Source organism: Pseudomonas capeferrum (genome assembly GCF_013523055.1).
In the GTDB taxonomy this organism is placed as follows: domain Bacteria; phylum Pseudomonadota; class Gammaproteobacteria; order Pseudomonadales; family Pseudomonadaceae; genus Aquipseudomonas; species Aquipseudomonas capeferrum_A.
Genome location: NZ_JAAMQM010000010.1, coordinates 20,441 through 41,728 on the forward strand (window position 1 = coordinate 20,441; position 21,288 = coordinate 41,728).

The 21,288-nt window shown below is 61.5% G+C and carries 19 protein-coding genes; 9 read left to right on the forward strand and 10 right to left on the reverse strand.

The window, feature by feature from the left end:
* Positions 1–53 precede the first annotated feature (53 nt).
* A complete protein-coding gene (locus tag G7009_RS12760; RefSeq protein ID WP_181130434.1) occupies positions 54–1,235 on the reverse strand; it encodes a porin in 1,182 nt (393 codons plus the stop codon).
* Between the two features lie 325 nt (positions 1,236–1,560).
* Here G7009_RS12760 and G7009_RS12765 point away from each other — a divergent pair, with 325 nt between their 5' ends.
* From G7009_RS12765 to G7009_RS12775, 3 genes are all read left to right on the forward strand, one after another.
* A complete protein-coding gene (locus G7009_RS12765) occupies positions 1,561–2,631 on the forward strand; it encodes an enoyl-CoA hydratase/isomerase family protein (RefSeq protein WP_181130435.1) in 1,071 nt (356 codons plus the stop codon).
* Positions 2,632–2,647: 16 nt separating this feature from the next.
* Entirely contained in the window at positions 2,648–3,799 is a 1,152-nt protein-coding gene (locus tag G7009_RS12770) for an acyl-CoA dehydrogenase family protein (protein WP_181130436.1), read from the forward strand.
* Between the two features lie 1,059 nt (positions 3,800–4,858).
* On the forward strand, positions 4,859–5,239 hold the full coding sequence (locus tag G7009_RS12775; protein WP_181130437.1) for a hypothetical protein: 381 nt from the start codon (positions 4,859–4,861) through the stop codon (positions 5,237–5,239).
* A gap of 39 nt (positions 5,240–5,278) precedes the next feature.
* Here the strand turns inward: G7009_RS12775 and G7009_RS12780 are convergent, their stop codons facing one another.
* The 3 genes from G7009_RS12780 to pedF are packed head-to-tail and all read right to left on the reverse strand — an operon-like array spanning position 5,279 to position 7,407.
* Positions 5,279–6,205, reverse strand: a complete 927-nt coding sequence (locus G7009_RS12780; RefSeq protein ID WP_181130438.1) for a quinoprotein relay system zinc metallohydrolase 1 — start codon at positions 6,203–6,205, stop codon at positions 5,279–5,281.
* Positions 6,206–6,208: 3 nt separating this feature from the next.
* The gene (locus G7009_RS12785) at positions 6,209–6,964 is read right to left on the reverse strand and encodes a quinoprotein dehydrogenase-associated SoxYZ-like carrier (RefSeq protein ID WP_308813323.1); all 756 of its coding nucleotides are present in this window, start codon (positions 6,962–6,964) and stop codon (positions 6,209–6,211) included.
* Between the two features lie 5 nt (positions 6,965–6,969).
* Positions 6,970–7,407, reverse strand: coding sequence for a cytochrome c-550 PedF (gene pedF, locus G7009_RS12790; RefSeq protein WP_181130439.1), 438 nt, complete (start codon positions 7,405–7,407; stop codon positions 6,970–6,972).
* Positions 7,408–7,668: 261 nt separating this feature from the next.
* Between pedF and exaA the strand changes: the two genes are divergently transcribed.
* Both exaA and G7009_RS12800 read left to right on the forward strand, forming a co-directional pair.
* Positions 7,669–9,540, forward strand: coding sequence for a quinoprotein ethanol dehydrogenase (gene exaA, locus G7009_RS12795; RefSeq protein ID WP_181130440.1), 1,872 nt, complete (start codon positions 7,669–7,671; stop codon positions 9,538–9,540).
* A 365-nt stretch (positions 9,541–9,905) separates the two neighbouring features.
* Positions 9,906–10,550 carry a pentapeptide repeat-containing protein gene (locus G7009_RS12800; protein ID WP_181130441.1) on the forward strand — a complete coding sequence of 215 codons (645 nt, stop codon included), beginning with the start codon at positions 9,906–9,908 and terminating at the stop codon, positions 10,548–10,550.
* Between the two features lie 1,287 nt (positions 10,551–11,837).
* Here the strand turns inward: G7009_RS12800 and G7009_RS12805 are convergent.
* Positions 11,838–12,473 carry a response regulator gene (locus tag G7009_RS12805; protein WP_181130442.1) on the reverse strand — a complete coding sequence of 212 codons (636 nt, stop codon included), beginning with the start codon at positions 12,471–12,473 and terminating at the stop codon, positions 11,838–11,840.
* A gap of 155 nt (positions 12,474–12,628) precedes the next feature.
* Between G7009_RS12805 and G7009_RS12810 the strand changes: the two genes are divergently transcribed.
* From G7009_RS12810 to G7009_RS12820, 3 genes are all read left to right on the forward strand, one after another.
* Positions 12,629–13,180, forward strand: coding sequence for a PQQ-dependent catabolism-associated CXXCW motif protein (locus G7009_RS12810; protein WP_181130443.1), 552 nt, complete (start codon positions 12,629–12,631; stop codon positions 13,178–13,180).
* A gap of 45 nt (positions 13,181–13,225) precedes the next feature.
* A complete protein-coding gene (locus G7009_RS12815; protein WP_181130444.1) occupies positions 13,226–13,891 on the forward strand; it encodes a response regulator transcription factor in 666 nt (221 codons plus the stop codon).
* Positions 13,892–14,431: 540 nt separating this feature from the next.
* Positions 14,432–15,499 carry a 3-deoxy-7-phosphoheptulonate synthase gene (locus G7009_RS12820; protein WP_181130445.1) on the forward strand — a complete coding sequence of 356 codons (1,068 nt, stop codon included), beginning with the start codon at positions 14,432–14,434 and terminating at the stop codon, positions 15,497–15,499.
* Here the strand turns inward: G7009_RS12820 and G7009_RS12825 are convergent.
* On the reverse strand, positions 15,491–16,471 hold the full coding sequence (locus G7009_RS12825; protein WP_181130446.1) for an AraC family transcriptional regulator: 981 nt from the start codon (positions 16,469–16,471) through the stop codon (positions 15,491–15,493). The two genes, G7009_RS12820 and G7009_RS12825, sit on opposite strands and share 9 nt — an antisense overlap.
* 385 nt (positions 16,472–16,856) lie before the next feature.
* On the opposite strand from G7009_RS12825, the gene G7009_RS12830 reads away from it, so the two are divergent.
* Positions 16,857–17,741: an alpha/beta hydrolase gene (locus G7009_RS12830; protein WP_181130447.1), complete on the forward strand. Its 885-nt coding sequence runs from the start codon at positions 16,857–16,859 to the stop codon at positions 17,739–17,741.
* 5 nt (positions 17,742–17,746) lie between these two features.
* Here G7009_RS12830 and G7009_RS12835 read toward each other — a convergent pair whose 3' ends face one another.
* The 4 genes from G7009_RS12835 to G7009_RS12850 form a co-directional block, all read right to left on the reverse strand.
* On the reverse strand, positions 17,747–18,478 hold the full coding sequence (locus G7009_RS12835; protein WP_375139555.1) for a hypothetical protein: 732 nt from the start codon (positions 18,476–18,478) through the stop codon (positions 17,747–17,749).
* 150 nt (positions 18,479–18,628) lie between these two features.
* A complete protein-coding gene (gene hisN, locus G7009_RS12840; RefSeq protein ID WP_181130449.1) occupies positions 18,629–19,420 on the reverse strand; it encodes a histidinol-phosphatase in 792 nt (263 codons plus the stop codon).
* A 125-nt stretch (positions 19,421–19,545) separates the two neighbouring features.
* The gene (locus tag G7009_RS12845; protein ID WP_181130450.1) at positions 19,546–20,424 is read right to left on the reverse strand and encodes an alpha/beta fold hydrolase; all 879 of its coding nucleotides are present in this window, start codon (positions 20,422–20,424) and stop codon (positions 19,546–19,548) included.
* 20 nt (positions 20,425–20,444) lie between these two features.
* Entirely contained in the window at positions 20,445–21,065 is a 621-nt protein-coding gene (locus tag G7009_RS12850) for a LysE family translocator (RefSeq protein ID WP_181130451.1), read from the reverse strand.
* Between the last annotated feature and the right edge of the window lie 223 nt (positions 21,066–21,288).

Genomic DNA, 21,288 nt, shown 5'->3' on the forward strand with positions numbered 1-21,288 from the left:
CAGCGCCCCACCTTCATCAAAGGCTATCTTCGCGAGGCAGCCTTGCCGCCGACTCACCAGGTCAGCACGGCACCCACCGCGAAGGTGTCAGTGTCCTCGTTCTGCGCGTCGCCCTCATGCCCGTCGATCTCGAACTGGTTGTATTCGGCCACCAGTTTGAGGTTGTCATTGACGTCGTGGAACAGGGCAATGCCACGGGTCTCGTAGTCGGCGCCGGTATTGACCGCGCCGTTGCCGTCGTCCTCGGTCTTGCCGTAGGACAATGCCACACGGTTCCTGCCGAAGCGGTACGAGCCCTGGATCAGGTAGCCCTGGCTGTCCACCTCGCGCAAGGTCGCCTCGCCGGCGTTGTTGGTGAAGAACGGATTGATGCCCTTGGCGGTGAAACCCGACCCGGTCAGGGAAAAATCGCCCATCTTGGCCTGTACGCCATAACCCACGCCCTTGGAGGTTACCGAGTCGACATTGCTGTCGGTGTTGTCCGAGGTCTGGTAGCTGCCGTTCAGCCAACTGTAGATCTGCGCGCCCCCAAGGTCGAACTGGTAGGTGATCTCGCTCTCGGTGCGCGGGTTCTCCTGGTAGGCCTTGCCGATCGCGCTGTCATCGTTGGTATCGACCGGGTCCATGATGCCGACGGCAATCCGCAGGCCTTCCATCACCGGTGTCCGGTAAGTGATCTGCGAGGTCGGGAATGGATACGGGTAGCCGCTGCCGATGTTGCCGAACGACACCCCGCCGCCATCGACCAGGCCAAGGGTATCGCTGACCTGGCCATAGCCGGCCAGCAGTTCGTCGAGCAGGATGTTGGAGCGCGCGAACAGTCCGAAATCCTTGCCGATCAGGACCTCGCCCCACGCTGCATTGGCCACGGTGCCGTAGAACTGGCGTACGTCGATCGCGGTGTCGGTGGAGTTGGTATCGCTGTCGTTGATGGTCACCCAGAACGACGCACGGCCACCGAGCTTGAGGTCGTCCACCTGCCGCGTCATGTTGAAGCCCAGGTAGTTGGGCAGGAACCCCATCTTCACCCGGGACTGACGTCGGTCGAACTGCTCGCCGGCGCGGTCCACGTCGCTGTTGACGTAGAAGGCATTGATATAGCCGTCGGTCGAGAAGGTGGTCTGGTCCTTGTCATACAGCACGATCTCGGCACTGGCCAATGGAGCCAGGCCCAAGGCGGCAAGGCCGCCAAGCAGCGGCAGGATACGGCGTTGAACGTTGTTATTGTTGTACATGGCGCGCTCCGCAACGGATGGGACGGTTGTCGAAGCCGATTATCGAAAGCGCCACGTCCACGCCCTACGCTTACTTGGCAGCATATGGCCAGTACCTTGGCGGTGCCGCATGGATCGCCGTTCCAGGGAAGTAATACCCTGTCCGGCGGTGTCACAGGCTAAAGTGGCAATACTCGGTCCGGAGGGCGATACGACGCGGTAAAAATGCAGATAGGTATTGCAGATTTACCCTTTGTGCGAGGCAAATCGGCATTGCTAGGATCCGTCGGTCTCAAGCGCATTCCGGACTTCATATGGAAACCAATGACAAGGCAGGAAGACCACGATGAACGCGCAAGCACAGACCCAGCAAGCCGGGCACGTCCTGGTAGAGGTCCGTAACCACGTTGGCCACTTGACCCTCAACCGTCCTTCCGGGCTCAACGCCTTGACTCTCGACATGGTGCGCAGCCTGCGTCATCACCTCGAGCGATGGGCCGACGATCCGCAGGTTCATGCCGTGATGTTGCGCGGCGCGGGCCCGAAAGGCTTCTGTGCCGGTGGCGATATCCGCGCGTTGCATGACAGCTTCAAGGCCGGCGACCGTCTGCATACCGACTTCTTCGTCGAGGAATACGACCTCGATCTGCGCATCCATCGCTATTGCAAGCCAGTGATGGCCTTGATGGACGGGTTTACCCTGGGCGGTGGCATGGGCCTGGCCCAGGGCGCCGACCTGCGGATCGTCACCGAGCGCAGCCGGCTGGGCATGCCGGAAGTCGGCATTGGCTATTTCCCGGATGTCGGCGGCAGCTATTTCCTCTCGCGGGTGCCGGGTGAACTGGGAACCTACCTCGGTCTCACCGGTACCCAGATCCAGGCGGCCGACGCACTGTACTGCGGCCTGGCCAACTGGTATGTGGACAGCGGGAAGCTCGCGGCGCTGGATGCCGGACTCGACCGGCTCACCTTCGGCGAACACCCGCTCAAGGATCTGCAAGGGCTGTTGGCGAAGCTGGGTAGCCAGGCCTTGACCAACGCGCCGCTCGACAAGCTGCGCCCGGTGATCGACCATTTCTTTGCCCAGGCGGACGTTTCCAGCATTGTCGAGCAACTGCGCGCGGTGCGGATCGGCGACAGCCACCAATGGGCGCTGGACACCGCCGATCAGCTGGAAACGCGCTCCCCCTTGGCCATGGCGGTTACTCTCGAGATGCTCCGTCGCGGACGTCATATGAGCCTGGAGGACTGTTTCGCCATGGAGTTGCATCTGGACCAGCAATGGTTCGAGTTCGGCGACATCATCGAAGGCGTGCGTGCCCTGATCATCGACAAGGACAAGCAACCGCGCTGGAACCCGCCGACCCTGGCCGGCCTGACCCGCCAACGGACAGAGCAATTCTTCGAAGGCCTTTGAACCTGGGAGCATGCACATGCAAGACCTGGAATTGAGCGAAGAGCAGATCATGATCCGTGACATGGCCCGGGATTTCGCCCGCGGCGAGATCGCGCCGCATGCCCAGGCCTGGGAAAAGGCCGGTTGGATCGACGACGCATTGGTCGGCAAGATGGGCGAACTGGGCCTGCTTGGAATGGTGGTGCCCGAGCAGTGGGGCGGCAGCTATACCGACTATGTGGCCTACGCGCTGGCTGTCGAGGAGATCTCCGCCGGAGACGGGGCCACCGGTGCGCTGATGAGCATCCACAACTCGGTAGGCTGCGGGCCGTTGCTGGCCTACGGCACGCCTGAGCAGCAGCAGGACTGGCTGCCTGGCCTGGCCAGTGGTGAGATCATTGGCTGTTTTTGCCTTACCGAACCTCAGGCAGGCTCGGAAGCCCACAACCTGCGCACCCGCGCCGAGCTCCAGGGCGATCACTGGGTGATCAATGGTGCCAAGCAGTTCGTCAGCAACGCGCGCCGCGCCAAGTTGGCGATCGTGTTCGCGGTGACCGACCCTGATCTGGGCAAGAAAGGTCTCTCGGCCTTCCTCGTGCCCACCGACAACCCGGGCTTCATCGTCGAACGCAGCGAGCACAAGATGGGCATTCGCGCATCCGATACCTGCGCCGTGTCCTTGGACAACTGCCGTATCCCGGCCAAAAACCTGCTGGGTGAGCGCGGCAAGGGCCTGGCCATCGCCTTGTCCAATCTCGAAGGCGGACGCATCGGTATCGCCGCCCAGGCCCTCGGTATCGCCCGTGCCGCCTTCGAGGCCGCCCTGCTTTATGCGCGCGAGCGTATCCAGTTCGGCAAGCCGATCAACGAACACCAGAGCATCGCCAACCTGCTGGCCGACATGCAGGTCCAGCTCAACGCCACTCGCTTGCTGATCCTCCATGCGGCGCGCCTGCGCAGCGCCGGCAAGCCGTGCTTGAGCGAAGCGTCCCAGGCCAAGCTGTTCGCGTCGGAGATGGCCGAGCGGGTCTGCTCCATGGCGATCCAGGTGCATGGCGGATACGGATACCTGGAGGACTATCCCGTGGAGCGTTATTACCGCGATGCGCGGATTACCCAGATCTACGAGGGCTCGAGCGAAATCCAGCGGATGCTGATCGCTCGTGAATTGAAGAACTATCCGTTATGAGCCAGCGTTAACGTCCAGGTCTGCTCGATGGCGGGTCGTGATGTGCCTTTCAAGGCGCCGAGTCAGGCGCCTTTCTATTTGCAATGAAAGTTCCTACACGATTATCAGGCCGCGTCTGATATAGCGTGCCGTTTGCTCGCCGACACACTGAGTCTCTGGACGAGGAATGAACTCCAATTGAACAGTGCTTCGGCTTCGGCCTCTGGCATGCGATTCACTTACAAATCGGGAAGAAAGGAATGTAAGTTCGAGGCCTCACACACAACCTTGCCAAAGGTGAAATGGGATAAGAAAGCAACGTCTGTCGGCTCGAAACGCGCGACTTGTGAAGCGAAAACCCCTCGCCCGCCGTATTCGCGGGAACCCGCTCGTGAGCAGACGACAGGCATGGACCTGCATTCGCCAGGCCACCCCATCGACTCGTAACTAACAGACCTGCTTACAACTACAGCGTCACATTTATCATCAAATAAAAACAAGGGCCAGCAGGGCAATGCCAGTCAGTTAAGCCCCACAATCTGCAATGGGGCTGCTTCGCACCCCTTCGCGGGCAAGCCCGCCCCCACAAGTTGAGCGCTGAATTCAAGAACTGCGCACTTCCTGTGGGAGCGGGCTTGCCCGCGAAGGGGTGCGAAGCAGCCCCATTGGCCTTAACTGACAAACATTAAGGCCAGGATTTTCATAAACTTCAGCCCTGTCCTGCCCAAGAAATCTTGAGCATGATTAATACTATAAAAGGCACTACAGGCCCTGCCTACTCATCAACTATCAAGCGCATATATTCTTCCCAACCCGAAAAAACTCCCGATTCAGTGGCAACGCGAGATGTGACGCTTTCTGAAGCAGGTAATAGCGCTGAGCAATCACGAGGCACATACGAAAAAGCACACGGAAGAGAAGTTTCAACGCATTGACGGCCCTGATACGTTCCTGATGAAACTTCGTGCTGAGATAAGGCGGTCAGGCAAGGAATCCACTGCCCTGACCGAAGAACCGCTGAGTGCTTCTCAGGAACGTCTGGCTCAGAGTCGGCACGCTGGAAAATAGGTAACCGGGGCGGTGAAAGGACAACGTGATACCGAAAATCCGTTTGCTCATCTGTCGCGAAAAGCGCTCGTGGCGATGCTGGAAGATGAAAGTGGCGCCTATACCAAAGTCGAGCGTTATGCGGCCTGGGAGGCGATTCACGACCTTGACAATGCAGGGGTCCGTCGAAACAGGATGCTTCAAGAGCATGAACCCGACAGGCGTCCAGATCTACTCAGAACTCTTGAGTACATCGATAACCTCAGTGAACTTGAGCAAATGCGTAATCCTCCAGGGTATCGTGAGTTCTTCGTAAATCTGCTCAACCAGGGTGAGGCTCTGGAATCAGGCTACGAGCCACCAAGCTTACCGTCGCTGCTCGACATCCTGCAGCAGATCGAGGACGTGGGTTAGCGAGCCGCAGCCCTCTTAGCAACATGCTGACAGGCGGCCTCAACGCTCGATGCGCGCCATCCGTGCCCGTTCATAGCGCGGGTACAGGTGGCTTACGCTGCGCACCAGCTCGTAGCGGGTCAGGCTGAGTGGTTCGAAACGCTGCGGGATGGGCGCGTCGATCACTTCGGTCATGTCCAGCCCCGCCGCCGCGCTGTCACCGAGCAAGGTATCGAGCCAGCCGAGGTAGTCGCGGGTCTGTTCGAAAGGTGTCGCATCTTCGCTAACGGGGCCATGTCCGGGGACCACGATTTTCCACGGAAGAACCTGCAGGCGCGCCAGGTCCTCTTGCCAGACATCCAGGCCTGGACTGTGCGGCGTGGTCGGGGCTCGGTCGTGAAACAGCAGGTCCCCGGCGAACAGGACGCCAGTCGTTTCATCCAAAATCGCCAGGTCCGCCCTACTGTGGCCGGCCATGGCCAGCAGACGCAGGCGATGGCTACCGAACACGTGCAAGCCCGGCTCCGAGGTCAGCGTGGGCAGGTGCACCTGGGTGCCGCGCATCCAGTCGCCCACCATGCGGTAGAGGTTTTCCGCCAGCGCATCGCCCTCCTCGGCCAGCTGTTCGCGGGTATGTGCCAGGGCGGCGATCGGCACATCGGCGAAGGCCTGGTTGCCCAAGGCGTGGTCGGGATGGTGGTGGGTCAGCAGCACCTGCGCCACGGGGCGGTCGGTCACCCGGGCAATGGCTCGACGCAGGGCTTGGCCATAACGCAAGGAGGGACCGGTGTCGATGACCACGACACCCGCTTCGCTGACAATGAACGCGGTGTTGACGATATTGCCGCCATTGTCACGGGAGAAATTATCCGTGCTGCCCACGAGAACCCAGGTGTTCTCCGCCACCTGGCGGGGCTGCAGGCGGTAGTCGAGGTCGGCGAAGGCCGGTAACGTGGCCAGCACCAGGGACAGGAGGATCGCGCGCATTGGCTACTCCAGCACGGCTTGGAAAGGATTGCCGTTGTTGTCACGCAGTTCCAGACGTGTCGGCCCCGATGTGCGTGACTCGAAGGAAAGGTTTGGGTTCTCGCTGACCGCGGGAAACAGCCGCAAGGTCGCCAGAGGCTGCCCTTGGCCATCGAACAAGTCGGCCTGTTCGATGAAGAATTCCGGGATACCGCTTTGCAGGCCATTGTCCATGGGGTGCGAAACCTCGACACGCAACCGTTGCAGGCCGTCGCGCGCGTGGCGGGCGCCCAGCACCTGGCCGAGGCGCTGTTCCCAGTCGGGTTGGGCCCGCGCCACGCTGGGGGCGGTACAGCCGCCGCCTGCCGCGTCGATAAGGCTCGACCCTACATGCCAGACGCCGTCCTCGGTCTGGGCCGCCGCGCGCAAGGGCGTCGCCTGCTCGATGCGAATGCGCAAGGCGAGCAAGGGGCTTACCTCGGGGCCAGGCTGGTAGTCGAAGATCATGGGCAAGGGGTTGAGTTCGGCCCAGGCGATGATGCGCCGCACCCGCCCAGGCAGCCCCCGGGCATCGACCAGTAACGGAACCTGACGCGCGTCCTCCGCAAAAGGTGGTGCGACCACTTTGACCCGAGCATCGAACCGGTAGGGCTCGTCCTTGATCCACTGCTTGCGATAGAACTCCCACATCACCGACGGGACTGGGTCTGGGCCCGGCTCCAGGGCAAGTACGGCGTTGCTGGCAGCCAGCAGGGCAAGGCACAGCACGATCCGGCGCACGTCGCTCACTCCACGACACGGACGCTGTCCAGGTAGGTCCGCACGGCCCAGAGTGCTTCCTGAGAGAGGAAGTCGGCCATCTTCGGCATGTAGACCCGGCCGTCGCGCACCGCGCCATTGCGCACGCGCTCGACGTACCACTCATCACCGATGGCACCTTCCTCCAGCAGGCGCAGGTCTGGCGCGATGCCCCCGGACTTGGCTTCCAGGCCGTGGCAGGCGGCGCAGTTCTGGTTGTAGGCCGAGGCGCCTATGGCCAGCGCCTTGTCGTGATTCTTGCTCTCGCGGTAGGGGTTCTCGGCGCGCCACTCGCTGCCCAGGGGTTCCAGGCCATCGGTGTTGACCGCCGACGGGGTCACGTCGCCGTGCGCCAGGACCGCGCTGGCAGCGCACAGGCCCAGGACGAGCAAGGTAGGCTTCAAGGCGTTTTTCACGATTGTCATTATTCTGCCCTCGACTTCTCAGGTTGCACGCGGCCGTCCCTCGACTGAAAGACGGTCCGGGCATGCTAGGAAGCCAGGCGGCCAGCACCCATGCTGCTTTGGTGGTCGCGCACTCATCCCTTGGTAGTAGCGCTTGCGAGGCAGTTCCAAATCATGGTCGGCCTGGGAAGTTTTCCCGCAACAGGCAGGAAATTTTCCGTATCTCGGTAGGCGGCGGCGTTCCAGGCTATGCAGGCCACAACCTTACTGGGAACTCCAAACATGACAATAAGATCGTTACCCACCACGCTTTCGCCCTTGTCCGCTGCCGTGCACACCGTGCTGCTGGTCGGCAGTCTGGCCCTCGCCGGCGCCGTGCAGGCGCAGCCGGTCAGTTGGGAAGACATCGCCGATGACCACAAGACCACCCATAACGTGCTGCAGTACGGCATGGGCACCAATGCCCAGCGCTGGAGCCCGCTGGCCCAGGTCAACGACCAGAACGTGTTCAAGCTGACGCCGGCGTGGTCCTACTCCTTCGGTGACGAGAAGCAGCGCGGCCAGGAATCCCAGGCCATCGTCAACGACGGTGTGATCTATGTCACCGGTTCCTATTCACGGGTCTTCGCCCTCGATGCCAAGACCGGCAAACGGCTATGGACCTACAACCATCGCCTGCCGGACAACATTCGCCCCTGCTGCGACGTGGTCAACCGCGGCGCGGCCATCTACGGCGACAAGATCTACTTTGGCACCCTCGACGCGCGTGTCGTGGCGCTGAACAAGGATACCGGCAAGGTCGTCTGGAACAAGAAGTTCGGCGACCACAGCGCCGGCTATACCATGACCGGCGCGCCTACCCTGATCAAGGACCAGAAGTCCGGCAAGGTCCTGCTGATCCACGGCAGCTCGGGTGACGAGTTCGGCGTGGTGGGCCAGTTGTACGCCCGCGATCCGGATACGGGCGAGGAAGTCTGGATGCGTCCCTTCGTCGAAGGACACATGGGCCGCCTGAACGGCAAGGACAGTACGGCGACCGGCGATGTCAAAGCCCCGTCCTGGCCAGACGATCCGAATACCGAGACCGGCAAGGTGGAAGCCTGGAGCCATGGCGGCGGCGCGCCCTGGCAGAGCGCGAGCTTCGATGCCGAGACCAATACCATCATTGTCGGGGCGGGTAACCCGGGGCCCTGGAACACATGGGCGCGAACCTCGAAGGACGGCAATCCACACGACTATGACAGCCTGTACACCTCCGGCCAGGTCGGCGTCGATGCCACTACCGGGGAAGTGAAGTGGTTCTACCAGCACACCCCGAACGATGCCTGGGATTTCTCTGGCAACAACGAACTGGTGCTCTTCGATTACAAGGACAAGAACGGCAAGCAGTTCAAGGCCACCGCCCATGCCGACCGCAACGGGTTTTTCTATGTGGTCGATCGCACCAACGGCAAGCTGCAGAATGCCTTCCCGTTTACGGACAACATCACCTGGGCCAGCCATATCGACCTCAAGACCGGGCGTCCCGTGGAAAACGAGGGACAACGTCCGGCCAAGCCCGAGCCTGGCCAGAGCAAGGGCAAGCCGGTCGAGGTCTCCCCGCCTTTCCTCGGCGGCAAGAACTGGAACCCCATGGCCTACAGCCAGGACACCGGCCTCTTCTACGTGCCCTCCAACCAGTGGAAGGAGGAATACTGGACCGAGGAGGTGAACTACAAGAAGGGCTCCGCGTACCTGGGCATGGGTTTCCGTATCAAGCGCATGTATGACGATCACGTCGGTTCGCTGCGAGCCATGGACCCAGCCACTGGCAAGATGGTCTGGGAACACAAGGAGCGGTTGCCGCTGTGGGCAGGAGTCCTGGCCACCAAGGGCAACCTGGTCTTTACCGGAACGGGCGACGGCTACTTCAAGGCCTTCAACGCCAAGACGGGCGACGAGCTGTGGAAATTCCAGACAGGTAGCGGCATCGTCTCGCCGCCCATCACCTGGGAGCAGGATGGCGAGCAGTACATCGGCGTGACCGTCGGTTACGGCGGCGCGGTACCGTTGTGGGGCGGCGACATGGCCGAGCTGACCAAGCCGGTGGCCCAGGGCGGCTCGTTCTGGGTGTTCAAGATCCCGGCCTGGGATACCAAGACCGCACAGCGTTGAGCTAAGCACTTTCACCCCAGTGGTCTGGCGTTGTAACCGTAGAGACTGGCTGGGTCGCGAGCGACCGTACAGGCGTGACGTTGGCATAACCCTCCCCGGGCTGACGTTTCACCCGTGCGGCGTATCGCGGGCAAGCCTTGATGTCGCTCGGTCAAGATCAACGGGGCGCTTTGCGGCCCGCCTGGAGATTGCAAGGCTTGACGGCCTGGCATTGGGTCACGCCGTTTTCTTTGATGCTTTGGCGCGTGGTGGTCGGTACGAGTCTTTCGCATCTCCGGCCAGTGCATCATTCAGGCCGTTCATGCGGCCCTTCCTCCCTTCGTTGAAAGACTGCCGACGTCGGGCATGTCCTTAGGAGATCTGCCATGAAGTACCTCCCCTTGCTGCTCACTCTTGCCATGGCTCCCGCCCTTGCCGATGAACCGGCTGACGGCCCTCTGACCCTCAACGGTTGCGTGATCGCCGAGCACAGCAAATGCGCCGGTGCCAACCTGCGCGGGGCCGACCTGAGCAATCAGGACCTGCGCAAGATGGACCTGTCCGGCGCCGATCTGCGCGAGGCCAACCTGCGCCATGCGCGGCTCGACCTGGCGAATCTGGAGAAAGCCGACCTGCGAGGCGCCAACCTGACCCGGGCGAGCCTGCAACAGACCAATCTACGGATCGCCCAGCTGCAGGGCGCCACGCTGATCGCGGCTCAGGCCTGGGGGGTGTTCGCCCAGGGCGCCAATTTCGAAGGAGCGGACCTGAGCGGCGCCTATCTTGAATTCGGTCGCCTATCCGGGGCCAAGCTGCATGGCAGCAACCTGAAAGCCGCGGACTTGGAGATGACCTGGCTGAGCAAGGCCGACTTGAAGGGCGCCAACCTGGCCGATGCCAATTTGCAGGAAGCCAAGCTGGGCGAAAGCAATCTGGAGAACGCCGACCTGCGTGGGACACGGCAACATTATGCCAACTTCCAGGACAGCAATATGGAGGGGTGCAAGGGGTGTCCCGATACGTGGAAATGACATCATCCGCCACCTCGCCTTGTTAGGCGCCGCCGTGAGGCGAAGTCGCGCTTGCCCTTCTTTTTGAAGCGTGGGGGCAGGTGTTCTTGGCGATGAAATTGGAGAAGGTTTGTTTGCGGTGACGCATACCCGCCACCATCGTGGTAGCTGTACGGTTGCATTACCAGGCGAGTCCTTCGGACTCGATCGCAGGCAAGCCAGCTCCCACCGGTTCAGTGGCAGTTCACCTCTTCTGTGGTGAACCAAATTGGTAGGGGTGGCAGTTCGCTCCTTCTGTGGTAAACCAAAATTGGTATGGGTGGTAGTTCACCCTTCTGTGGTGAACCAAAACTGGTATGGGTGGCAGGTCACCCGTTCTGTGATGAACCAAAACTGGTATGGGCGGCAGTTTGCTCCTTCTGTGGTGGACCAAAATTGGTATGGGTGGCAGTTCACTCCTCCTGTGGTGAACCAAAATTGGTAGGGGTGGCAGTTCACTCCTTCTGTGGTGAACCAAAATTGGTATAGGTGGCAGTTCACTCCTTCTGTGGTGAACCAAAATTGGTATGGGTGGCAGTTCGCTCCTTCTGTGGTGAACCAAAACTGGTATGGGCGGCAGTTCGATCCTTCTGTGGTGAACCAAAATTGGTAGGAGTGGCAGTTCACCCCTCCTGTGGTGGACCAAAATTGGTAGGAGTGGCAGTTCGCTCCTTCTGTGGTGAACCAAAACTGGTATGGGTGGCAGTTCACCCCTCCTGTGGTGAACCAAAATTGGTAGGGGTGGCAGTTCACTCCTTCTGTGGTGAACCAAAACTGGTATGGATGGCAGTTCGCTCCTTCTGTGGTGAACCAAAATTGGTATGGATGGCAGTTCACCCCTTCTGTGGTGAACCAAAACTGGTATGGGCGGCAGTTCATCCCTTCTGTGGTGAACCAAAATTGGTATGGATGGCAGTTCACCCCTTCTGTGGTGAACCAAAACTGGTATGGGCGGCAGTTCATCCCTTCTGTGGTGAACCAAAACTGGTATAGGTGGCAGTTCACCCCTTCTGTGGTGAACCAACTGGCATGGGTGGCAGTGCACTCCTTCCGTGGTGAACCAAAAACTGCCACGGTACCGGTGGGAGCTGGCTTGCCTGCGATCGAGGCCGCAGGACTCGCCTGGCAATGCAAGCTGCCAATCCACACTAGAAGCTGTGGAGACACCGATCCTAATCAATAGCTCCTCTGCGCAACCCCGTAAAACCGAGCCCATGCACCTGACAACTGCGGCTCCAATCACACTGCTTCAACCCCCAGCAATCCCCCTCAAGCCGCCACCTTCACCAACCCACTGGCAATCGCCAGATGCACCAGCTCCGCCTGCCCACTGACCTGCAGTTTGCTCTTGAGCAATGTCAGGTGGTTGGACACCGTCTTGCTGCTGATGCACAGCTGCTGCGCAATCACGCGCAAGGCGGTGCCCTTGGCCAGCATCAGGAAGATTTCGGTTTCGCGCTGTGTCAGGCCGTCCAACCGATCGCAGGTGGACTGACGAGGCTGACAGGCCAACGCCGTGGCCAGCCCCTGCTCGATGTAGGCATGTCCCGCCAGGCTCCGGCGCACGGCCTCGATCAGCGTCTCGGGCGCGACGCTTTTGGACAGGAAGCCACAGGCGCCCGCTTCCAGGGCCTGCCGAACCAGACCCAGCTCCGTATGCTCGCTAAGGAACAGCACGCGCAAGTGCGGCAGGCGTTGGCGCAGCCTGCGGGTGGTCTCCAGCCCACTGATGCCCGGCAGATCGAAATCCATGATGACCAGCCCCGGCACCTGGACCTGCACCTGCTGCAGCGCTTCTTCGCCGCTACCCGCCTGGCGCACCGGCATCTGGGCAAGGTGCTGTTCCAGTGTCGTTGCCAGGCCCAGGCGCAGCAACGGATGATCGTCGACCAAGAGGATGGCCATGCCCTTTCTCCCTGATTCATGGGTACTCCCATCCTAGGACCCTGCATGCACCCGCCCCTTACGACTTTGGTACTGGTTCGCCTGTCGATGGTCGCATTCACAAAGCCTGGGTACTGGCTCTTAATGACCCGCATAACAAGAACGAGACTGCGACCATGCCGCGCGCCCTGCCTGTCCTCGTGTGCCTTCTGATGGCGTTACACCTACCCACCGCAAGCGTGGCTGCCACTACTCCGCTTTTCTCTCCCGACGGCTACCGCATCACGCTCTACCGTAGCCCGACACCCACCGAAGCACCGGCCGGCGCGCGGTTGGTCGATACCGCACAGGTCCGTCGACTCATGGCCCAGCAGGCCTCGCCGTTGCTGATCGACGTCTATCGCCTTCCCTGGCTGCAAGACCGTTTCATCGCCACCGAGCCCCATGCCAACCTGCCTGGCAGTCACTGGTTGCCCAATACCGGCGACGGCGTCCTGGAGTCACGCTGGGCCAGCTATTTGAGCGACCAGCTGCAGCATCTGAGTGGCGGTGACCCAGGCCGTGGCCTGGTGTTCTACTGCCGCTCCGATTGCTGGCTGAGCTGGAATGCGGTCAAGCGCGCCGCGGCGCTGGGCTACACCTCGCTGTACTGGTACCGTGATGGCCTGGATGCCTGGGAAGCCGCGGGCCTGCCGGTGCAGGACGCCACGCCCGTACCACTGCCCTGAAACACCGTTTGCGTGCACATACCCACAACAACAAGGTGCAAAGCCATGTACAAGATCCTCATCGCCGACGATCACCCGCTGTTCCGCGAGGCTATCCACAATGTCATCGCCGATGGCTTTCCCGGCAGCGAGGTGATGGAGACCGCGGACCTCGACAGTGCCGTGGAGCTGACCCAGGTCAATGACGATCTGGACCTGATCCTGCTCGACCTCAACATGCCCGGCATGCACGGTCTGGGCGGGCTGATGAACCTGCGCAACGAGGCGCCGACCATCCCGGTGGTCATCGTCTCCGCCGAACAGGACAAACAGGTGGTGCTGCAGGCCATTACCTATGGCGCGGTGGGTTTCATCACCAAGTCCTCGCCGCGCGCGCAGATGACCGAAGCCATCGAGCAGATCCTCAACGGCAACGTCTACCTGCCGCCGGACATCATCCGCACGCAGAAGCCGGGCACCCGACGCAACTCGACCGAATCCCACGGCTTTGCCCCCGAACTGCTGCAGGCATTGACTCGCAAACAGTTGTTGGTGCTCGAACGCATGACCAAGGGCGAGTCGAACAAGCAGATCGCCTACAACCTGGATATCGCCGAGACCACCGTCAAGGCACATGTGTCGGCCATCCTGCGCAAGCTCAACGTGCATAACCGGGTGCAGGCGATACTCAGTGCCGGGGACATCGACTTCAGTGCCTATCTCAGGCGATAGCGGGAAATGATCGCCCTCATTGCATCTGGCCATTGAACATTGCGATCAAGGTGCAGTAAGCTCGGGACCATTCACTGGAGAGCCACATGCCTGCCAACCGTCTTCTCAACCCCCTTCGCACCGGACGCACCCAGCGCCCTGTGAGGGTCGTTGCCGACTGCCAGGCCGTCGCCAGTTTTTATTACGGGTATTGGTTTAGCCACTGGCGCCGCTGATACCCACAACGGCGCCCACCTTCGAGGGGCCGCCGAACTTGAGAACACTCAACCCCCGGTCGGCCTCCCGACCGGGGGTTTTGCATTTCAAGGCCGCCAGAAATTCATTCGCAACGAGGACCTGATCATGAACTACACCACCTATTACTTCGCTCACACCTATGCCTGGCGATTTAGCCAATTCCGTTCGGGCCAGCCTGCCGCCTCCGTTCGGTCCATCACTGGTGGCACTCCCTCACCTAGCGCCACGACGGCCCTTTGTCGAACACCTCGATAGGGCCGACCGCGCGGGCCAGAACCCGCCGTCCGCCCAGGAATCAACGCCATGCATAGCTCCTCCCTCGCACTGCCCCTGACCCAACCCCAGGCTGCCAACACCTCCGTCAGCCAACGTTTGCCCAGCCCTCACCTGCTCAAGCAGCAGATGCCCCTGTCCTCGGTGCTCGCTCAACAGGTCGAGCAACACCGCCAGGCGGTCCGCGCCATTCTCGAAGGTCGCGACAAGCGCCTGCTGGTGATCGTCGGGCCCTGCTCGATCCATGACCCACGCTCGGCCCTTGAATACGCTGATCGCCTGGCCGAACTGAGCCATGAGGTCGGTGAGCGGATGCTGCTGGTCATGCGCGCCTATGTCGAAAAGCCACGCACCACGGTGGGATGGAAGGGTCTGGTGTACGACCCCCACCTCGATGGCAGCGACGACATGCACGCCGGGTTGGGGCTGTCGCGAGGCTTGATGCTGGGCATGCTCGAGCGGGGGCTGCCGATTGCCACCGAGCTGCTGCAACCCATGGCGGCGGGTTACTTCGACGATCTGTTGAGCTGGGCGGCCATTGGCGCGCGTACCACCGAATCCCAGGTGCACCGCGAGATGGTCAGCGGGCTGGGCTTGCCGGTCGGCTTCAAGAACGGCACCGATGGCGGTGTCGGCATTGCCGCCGATGCCATCCGCAGCGCAGCCCATGCGCACCGGCACTTCGGAATGGATGCCCAAGGCTTCCCGGCCCTCGTCGAGACCCTTGGCAACCCTGACACTCATCTGGTGCTGCGTGGCGGACACAAGGGGCCTAACCATGATGCGACGAGTGTCGAGCAGGCGCGCCAAGGGCTGACGAAGGCAGGGTTGGCGGAGCGGATCATGGTCGACTGCAGCCATGCCAACAGTGGCAAGGATCCGCTGCGCCAGCCCGCGGTCTTCACCGATGTGCTGGATCAGCGCCTGGCAGGAGACAAAACCCTGGTCGGTGTAATGCTCGAAAGCCACCTGTTCGACGGCTGCCAGCCGCTGGGCAAAGGTGCCCTGAAGTACGGAGTATCGGTCACCGACGGCTGCCTTGGCTGGACATCGACGCAAAGCCTGCTGCGCGAGGCGGCCACGCGGTTGTCACGCTGAAAGTATCGGAGCCGCCCAGCCTCTTCGCTTGAGCGTCTCCGATGGCAGCTCACCGAACTGCATCCGGTAGCTCTCGGAAAACCGGCCCAGGTGCAGGAACCCCCAGTCCAGAGCGATTTCGGTGAGGTTGCGCACCGGACAGTCGGGATCGCTCAGGCAAGCGTGGATACGTTCCAGCTTGCGCTGACGTATGTAACGCTTGGGAGTGCTGTCCAGTTGGCGGTCGAACAGGCTGTAGAGCGAGCGCTGGCTCATCCGCGCCTGATCGGCCAGGCCTTCGCAGGTCAAGTCGCGTTTGAGGTTGCGCTCGATGTAGTCGAGGATGCGCTCCAGGTCGGCGCTCGGCGAGCCGAGGCATTCCCGGCTGATATTGGTGCTCATCAAGGACAACAGCTTGCTGCCGACGATCTGGCTGTAATGTCCCTGCACCCGTTGCAACGAATCGGCCACCTCGGCCTCCTGGCAGATCATTGCCAGCAGGTTGACGAAACCGTCCAGCTCATCGAGCCGGTAGTGATTGCGCAGAAAGCGCACGCCAGGCTCGGGCCGACGCCAGCGTTGCTCGGCGCAGATGTCCTCGAGCAGCCACACCGGCACCTTGAGGATGAACTTCTCGCAGTCCTCCGAATAGGTCAGGTCGACCGGATCGTCCGGGTTGATCAACAGCAACTCACCCGGCACCAAGTGATGTTCACGCTGCCGCGCGCGCCAGAGGCAGTTGCCCTTGAGCAGTATCTGCAGGTGATAACTGGTTTCCAACGCCGGCGAGGTGACACGCACGCTGCCACCGTAGCTGATACGGCACAGATCGAGGTCGGCGAATTTGCGGTGACTCAGGTTGGCCAGGGGATGGGTCGTACGCGAAAGGCCGATGCAATGCTGCCCGACATGCAGGTTCACGTAATCGGAGACCGCATGGGGGTCGGCATATTGAAACACGCTACTGCGCTCGCTCAGCAGGCGGCTTTCCATAGGCAAGGCACTCGATCTGTTATTGTTCTAGGCGCCGAGATCTGCTGCCCGAGGGCTGCGATCGCGGTCGTTCACGGTCATTCTAACCGGCTGCCGAGGATGCTTCGGGACAGTCGACAGCCGGTGTTCAGGCGCCACACTAAGCAATGAGGCCATGTCGATGCAATTCGACCATGGCCGGGACCGGGCGAACAGCGAACGAAGACCTTGTCGATCCGTTCGATTACCGGGCGACAGCGCAACGGTTGGGCAAGACGGGGCGGCGCTCTGCCTGCTGCCGAAATGCCTTGCAAACATCCAATCCCGCCACTCGGGAAATTTTCCTACAGTCGCACATGGCCCTCTGTTAAAAAAACGATGCCGTCTACTGGAGTCCAGTTCATCCATGTCATTCTCGTTGCCTTCCTCCCTCAAGCGCCGCTGGCCCGCATGGCTGTGCCTGATCCTGCTGATCATCGGCCTGCCCGCGGGCTGCAGCGTGCTTCAGCACAAGGAGCGCGAGCTGGTGTTTCGCATCGAGCCGGGAGAGGCCAGCTGGTTCCGTGGCCTGCCCGAAGGGGTGCAGGAGCTCGACCTGCGTCCGCGCACCTTCGGTCAGGACCAGAGCCTGCATGCCTGGTGGTGGCCGGCCCAACGCGCCGATGCCCCCGCCATTCTCTATCTGCATGGCGTTCGCTGGAACCTTACCGGCCAGCTGTTTCGCATCGAGCAACTGCATGCCATGGGTTACTCGGTGCTGGCCGTGGATTATCGCGGTTTCGGCCAGAGCCGCGGCGACTTGCCTTCCGAGGCCACTGTTTACGAAGACGCGCGCACTGCCTGGGAGCGCTTCAGCGAACTGCAGCCTGATGCAAGCAAGCGCCTGATTTTCGGTCACTCGCTGGGCGGGGCCGTCGCCGTCGACCTGGCGTCCGAACTGGCCAGTCAGGCGGAAAAGGACGGCAGCCCGGTACCGGCTCGCGGACTGATCCTGGAGTCCACCTTCACCTCCCTCGGTGACGTGGCCGCGGTGGTTGCCGATACCGCGCTGCCGATCCGCTGGCTGCTGTCGCAGAAATTCGATTCCCTGGACAAGATCAACACCATCGGCATGCCGCTGCTGGTGGTGCACGGCCTGGACGACCGTTATGTACCTCCTCGCTTCAGTCAGCAGCTCTTCGATGCGGCGCACCAGCCCAAGGCACTGCTGCTGGTCCCAGGGGCGTCCCACAACAACAGCATGAAATTGGCGGGACAGCGTTATCGGCAAGCGATCCAGGCCTTGCTCTAGACCGTCTATTGCACTGGCAGGAAGTTCATGAACAGCAGGCTTTGCGCATAGTTGAGGCCAATCCGCCGGTAGCGCTCGTCGAGCATCTGGGCGAGCAGGTCGAGCCTGGCTACGATCTTGCCAAACTCGACCGCGAAACTGAGATTGCTGCCCTCTTCCGAGATTTCGTTGGAAAACAGCAGCAATACCCCATTGGCGTCCTGACGCTGGCTGAGCATCCAGGTCGCTTTCTCGATATTGCGAGCAGCATTATTGACGAAAAGCGGGTCAATGGCATCGGTCATGAAGAATTCGGTACGCCCGCCGTGCGCCGTGATCAACATGCTGCCGATGGCGTAGATGAAGGCGCCTACCCGATCGCCTCGGAACTCGGGACTCAAGGCATGGCTGAGCGCCGCCAGGTCACGCCGGTTCCCCAGTTGCGGCAGGGGCTGGCGCTGCTCGATCGCCTGCCGGATATGTCGTTCGGCAGTGGCGGCGTCGACGAAACCCGACATCTTCCATTGATTCGGATTGCGCAGGTAGAGCTTGTTCATCAGCAGGTAGAGGCTTTGCAGGTTGTCGTGCATGGAGAGGGTCGCCATACGGTCGACGCTGGTCTGGAAAAACTCTCGCGGAGTGCCCTCCCCGAACTGATTGACGATGTCCCGACCCTGCTGCTGGGTGCAGGCGCACAGGCCCATCAAGGCACCTGCGAGGACGGCGCGCGGTAGGAAGGTAGAGAGAGAAGCGGGCATCGGCAACGGCATCTGCGGTCAGCGGCCCAGTCGGAAATCGGCTTGGCCTGGCCAGGCATAGAGCGCCAGGAACGCAAAAAGTGCGATGACCGTACCTCGCCCCGCGCCTGCTCGGCGCAGGCGCGGGGCGAGTTTCCGTACCGGACGCGTCTAGGCCGCGGCGCGGAGCATTTCCAGCACCTGCGCGTGCAACGCGCGATCACCGCAGGCCACCACGGCCCCACCTTGCTGTGCCGAACCGCCATCCCAGGCGGTGATGATGCCGCCGGCGCCTTCGATGATCGGGATCAATGCCTGCACGTCGTAGGGCTGCAAGCTGGCCTCGACGATCACATCGACGAAGCCGCTGGCCAGCATGCAATAGGCGTAGCAGTCACCGCCGTAACGCATGAGGCGGGCCTGGCCGGCCACTTTTTCGAACGCTTTCTGGCGGGCCGGGGTATCGAACATGTCGGGCGTGGTGCACATCAGTGTGGCCGTGGCCAGATCGGCGCACGCTCGGGTCTTCAAGAGGGCAGTAGCACTCCAGGCCCCTTGCGGTGTGCCGATGAAGCGTTCGCCGGTGAAAGGCTGGTTCATAACGCCGATCACTGGCCGGGCGCCGTCGTTGAGGGCAATCAGCGTGCCCCAGAGGGGTAGCCCGGTGATGAAGGCGCGGGTGCCGTCGATGGGGTCCAGTACCCAAGTCAGCGGACTGCTTCCCGGCTCCACGCCCTGTTCTTCTCCGAGAATCCCGTGATCGGGATAGCGAGCCTGGATCAAAGCGCGCATGGCATCTTCAGCCGCCTTGTCGGCCGCGGTCACCGGATCATATAGCCGACCGCCCTTGTCTTCGATGTCCAGCGGGGCACGAAAGTAGGGCTGGATCGCCGCGGCGGCGGCGTCGGCCAACCGCTCGGCGAACGCGCGGTATTCGCCGATCTGGTCGTCGGTCAGGAGCATGGGGAAAGCCTCGTCTTGGAGAAGTGGCCGCATGATACCCGAGTTGTAGCGGCCTTCAGCAGCAGGTGCATGTCGACGGATCGAGGTACTCCCGTGGTCGAGAGACGCCTCCACTGGCTCTGGCCTCAAGCATCCGCTTGCAGAAACGCCCGCACCCGCTCGGCAGCCATGGCGGGATCCTCTTGCATGAAGCAATGCCCTCCCTCTACCTGCCGGACTGTTACATGAGCGTTGATCGCGGCCATATGACGGGCCGAAGGCGGCACGAAGTCGTAAGTGTCCGCGCCATGCACGATATGAGTCGGTGACCGAATGCCGGCCAAGGTCGACCACATCCGCGCCGGGTACGAGCTGAATATATCGACCTCGCGACTGGGTCGGCACTTGAGCACCACGCCCTCGCCGGTATCGCCAATGGCATGGGTCACATAGGCCTGCAGCGCAGGATCGCTCCATCCCTTGAAGATTCCCCGCCCCTGCAGCGAAGCCAAGGCCGCTTCTCGATCGGGCCAGTGACTACGGCGTTTGGCGGCCTTGCGCGCCAAGGCGTGCCAACGTTGCAAGCCCACCAGGGCAGCTGCGCGCATCATGAAGATCATGCGCCGGTTGAACAGCACCGGGTCGAGCAATACGCCGCGCTCGAACAACCCCGGCTCTCGCGCGAGAATCAGGCCGGTCAGCACACCGCCGAAGCTATGGCCCACGGCGTGACGCTTAACGCCACCGTAATCACGCCTCCCCGCCTCGAAAGCCTCGACCGCCAGCGCAGCCGCGCGATCCCAACCGCGAAATGGCCCGCCATGGTCACTGTCGCCATGGCCTTGGACATCGCTGAGCCACAGGTCGAAATGCTCGCCCAGACGCATGAGCAACGGCTCATAAGCCAGACTGCAAAAACCGTTGCCATGCAGGAAATGCAGCAGCGGACGCCCACTGGGTGGTGAGCGCCAGCCACGTAGGGTAAAGCCTTCGGAGCAGTCATGGGACCAAGGAATCAGCTGCATCGGAAACTGCGCTCGTCGGCTCAGGAGAATGCCGATTCTACAAAGAGTAACGGGTATAGCGAAATCACTAGCAAGGCGGCCATCACCAGATTGAATAGCGTCAGCCAGCGCGGCTCTCGCAGAATGTTGCGCAATGCACTGCCGAACATGACCCAGACGCCGACACTGGGAAGGTTGACCAGCGCGAACACGGCCGCGATGACGATCACGTTCATGACATAGCCTTGCGCAGGCGTATAAGTAGTGATCGCTCCCACTGCCATCACCCATGCCTTGGGGTTGACCCACTGGAACGCCGCAGCGCCCCAGAAGCCGAGCGGCTTGCGGGACCCCGCCGTATCGCTTGCCAGCGGGCCCGAAGTGGCGATCTTCCAGGCCAGATACAGCAGGTAGGCAGCGCCGGCATAGCGCAGGATGGTGTACAACGACGGCACCGCCTTGAATACCTCGCCCAGGCCAAATCCAACCGCCAGTACCATCACCATGAAACCCACGCTGATCCCTATCGCATGGGGAATGGTACGGCGCACGCCGAAGTTGACGCCGGACGCCAACAGCATGGTGTTGTTGGGCCCTGGGGTAATCGAGGAAACGAAGGCGAAAAGTACGAAGGCGGTGAATAGATCGAGTGATCCAAGCATGAGGGAGCTTCCAAGGCATTTTTTATGTGACTTCACACTAGCTGAGCAATCCTGCCACTCGACCCATACAGTTAGGTTAAATTGTTCCCCTACACTTTACTGTGTTGCTGACCTGCTTTTCCCTAGGATCCATGTCCTTGTAATCGTCGATGTCGTTCGCTCTTCGTACAATGGATTTGCGCGAGCTTGCGGGCACGTTTACAGCGCTGCCCTCCATGGCCGA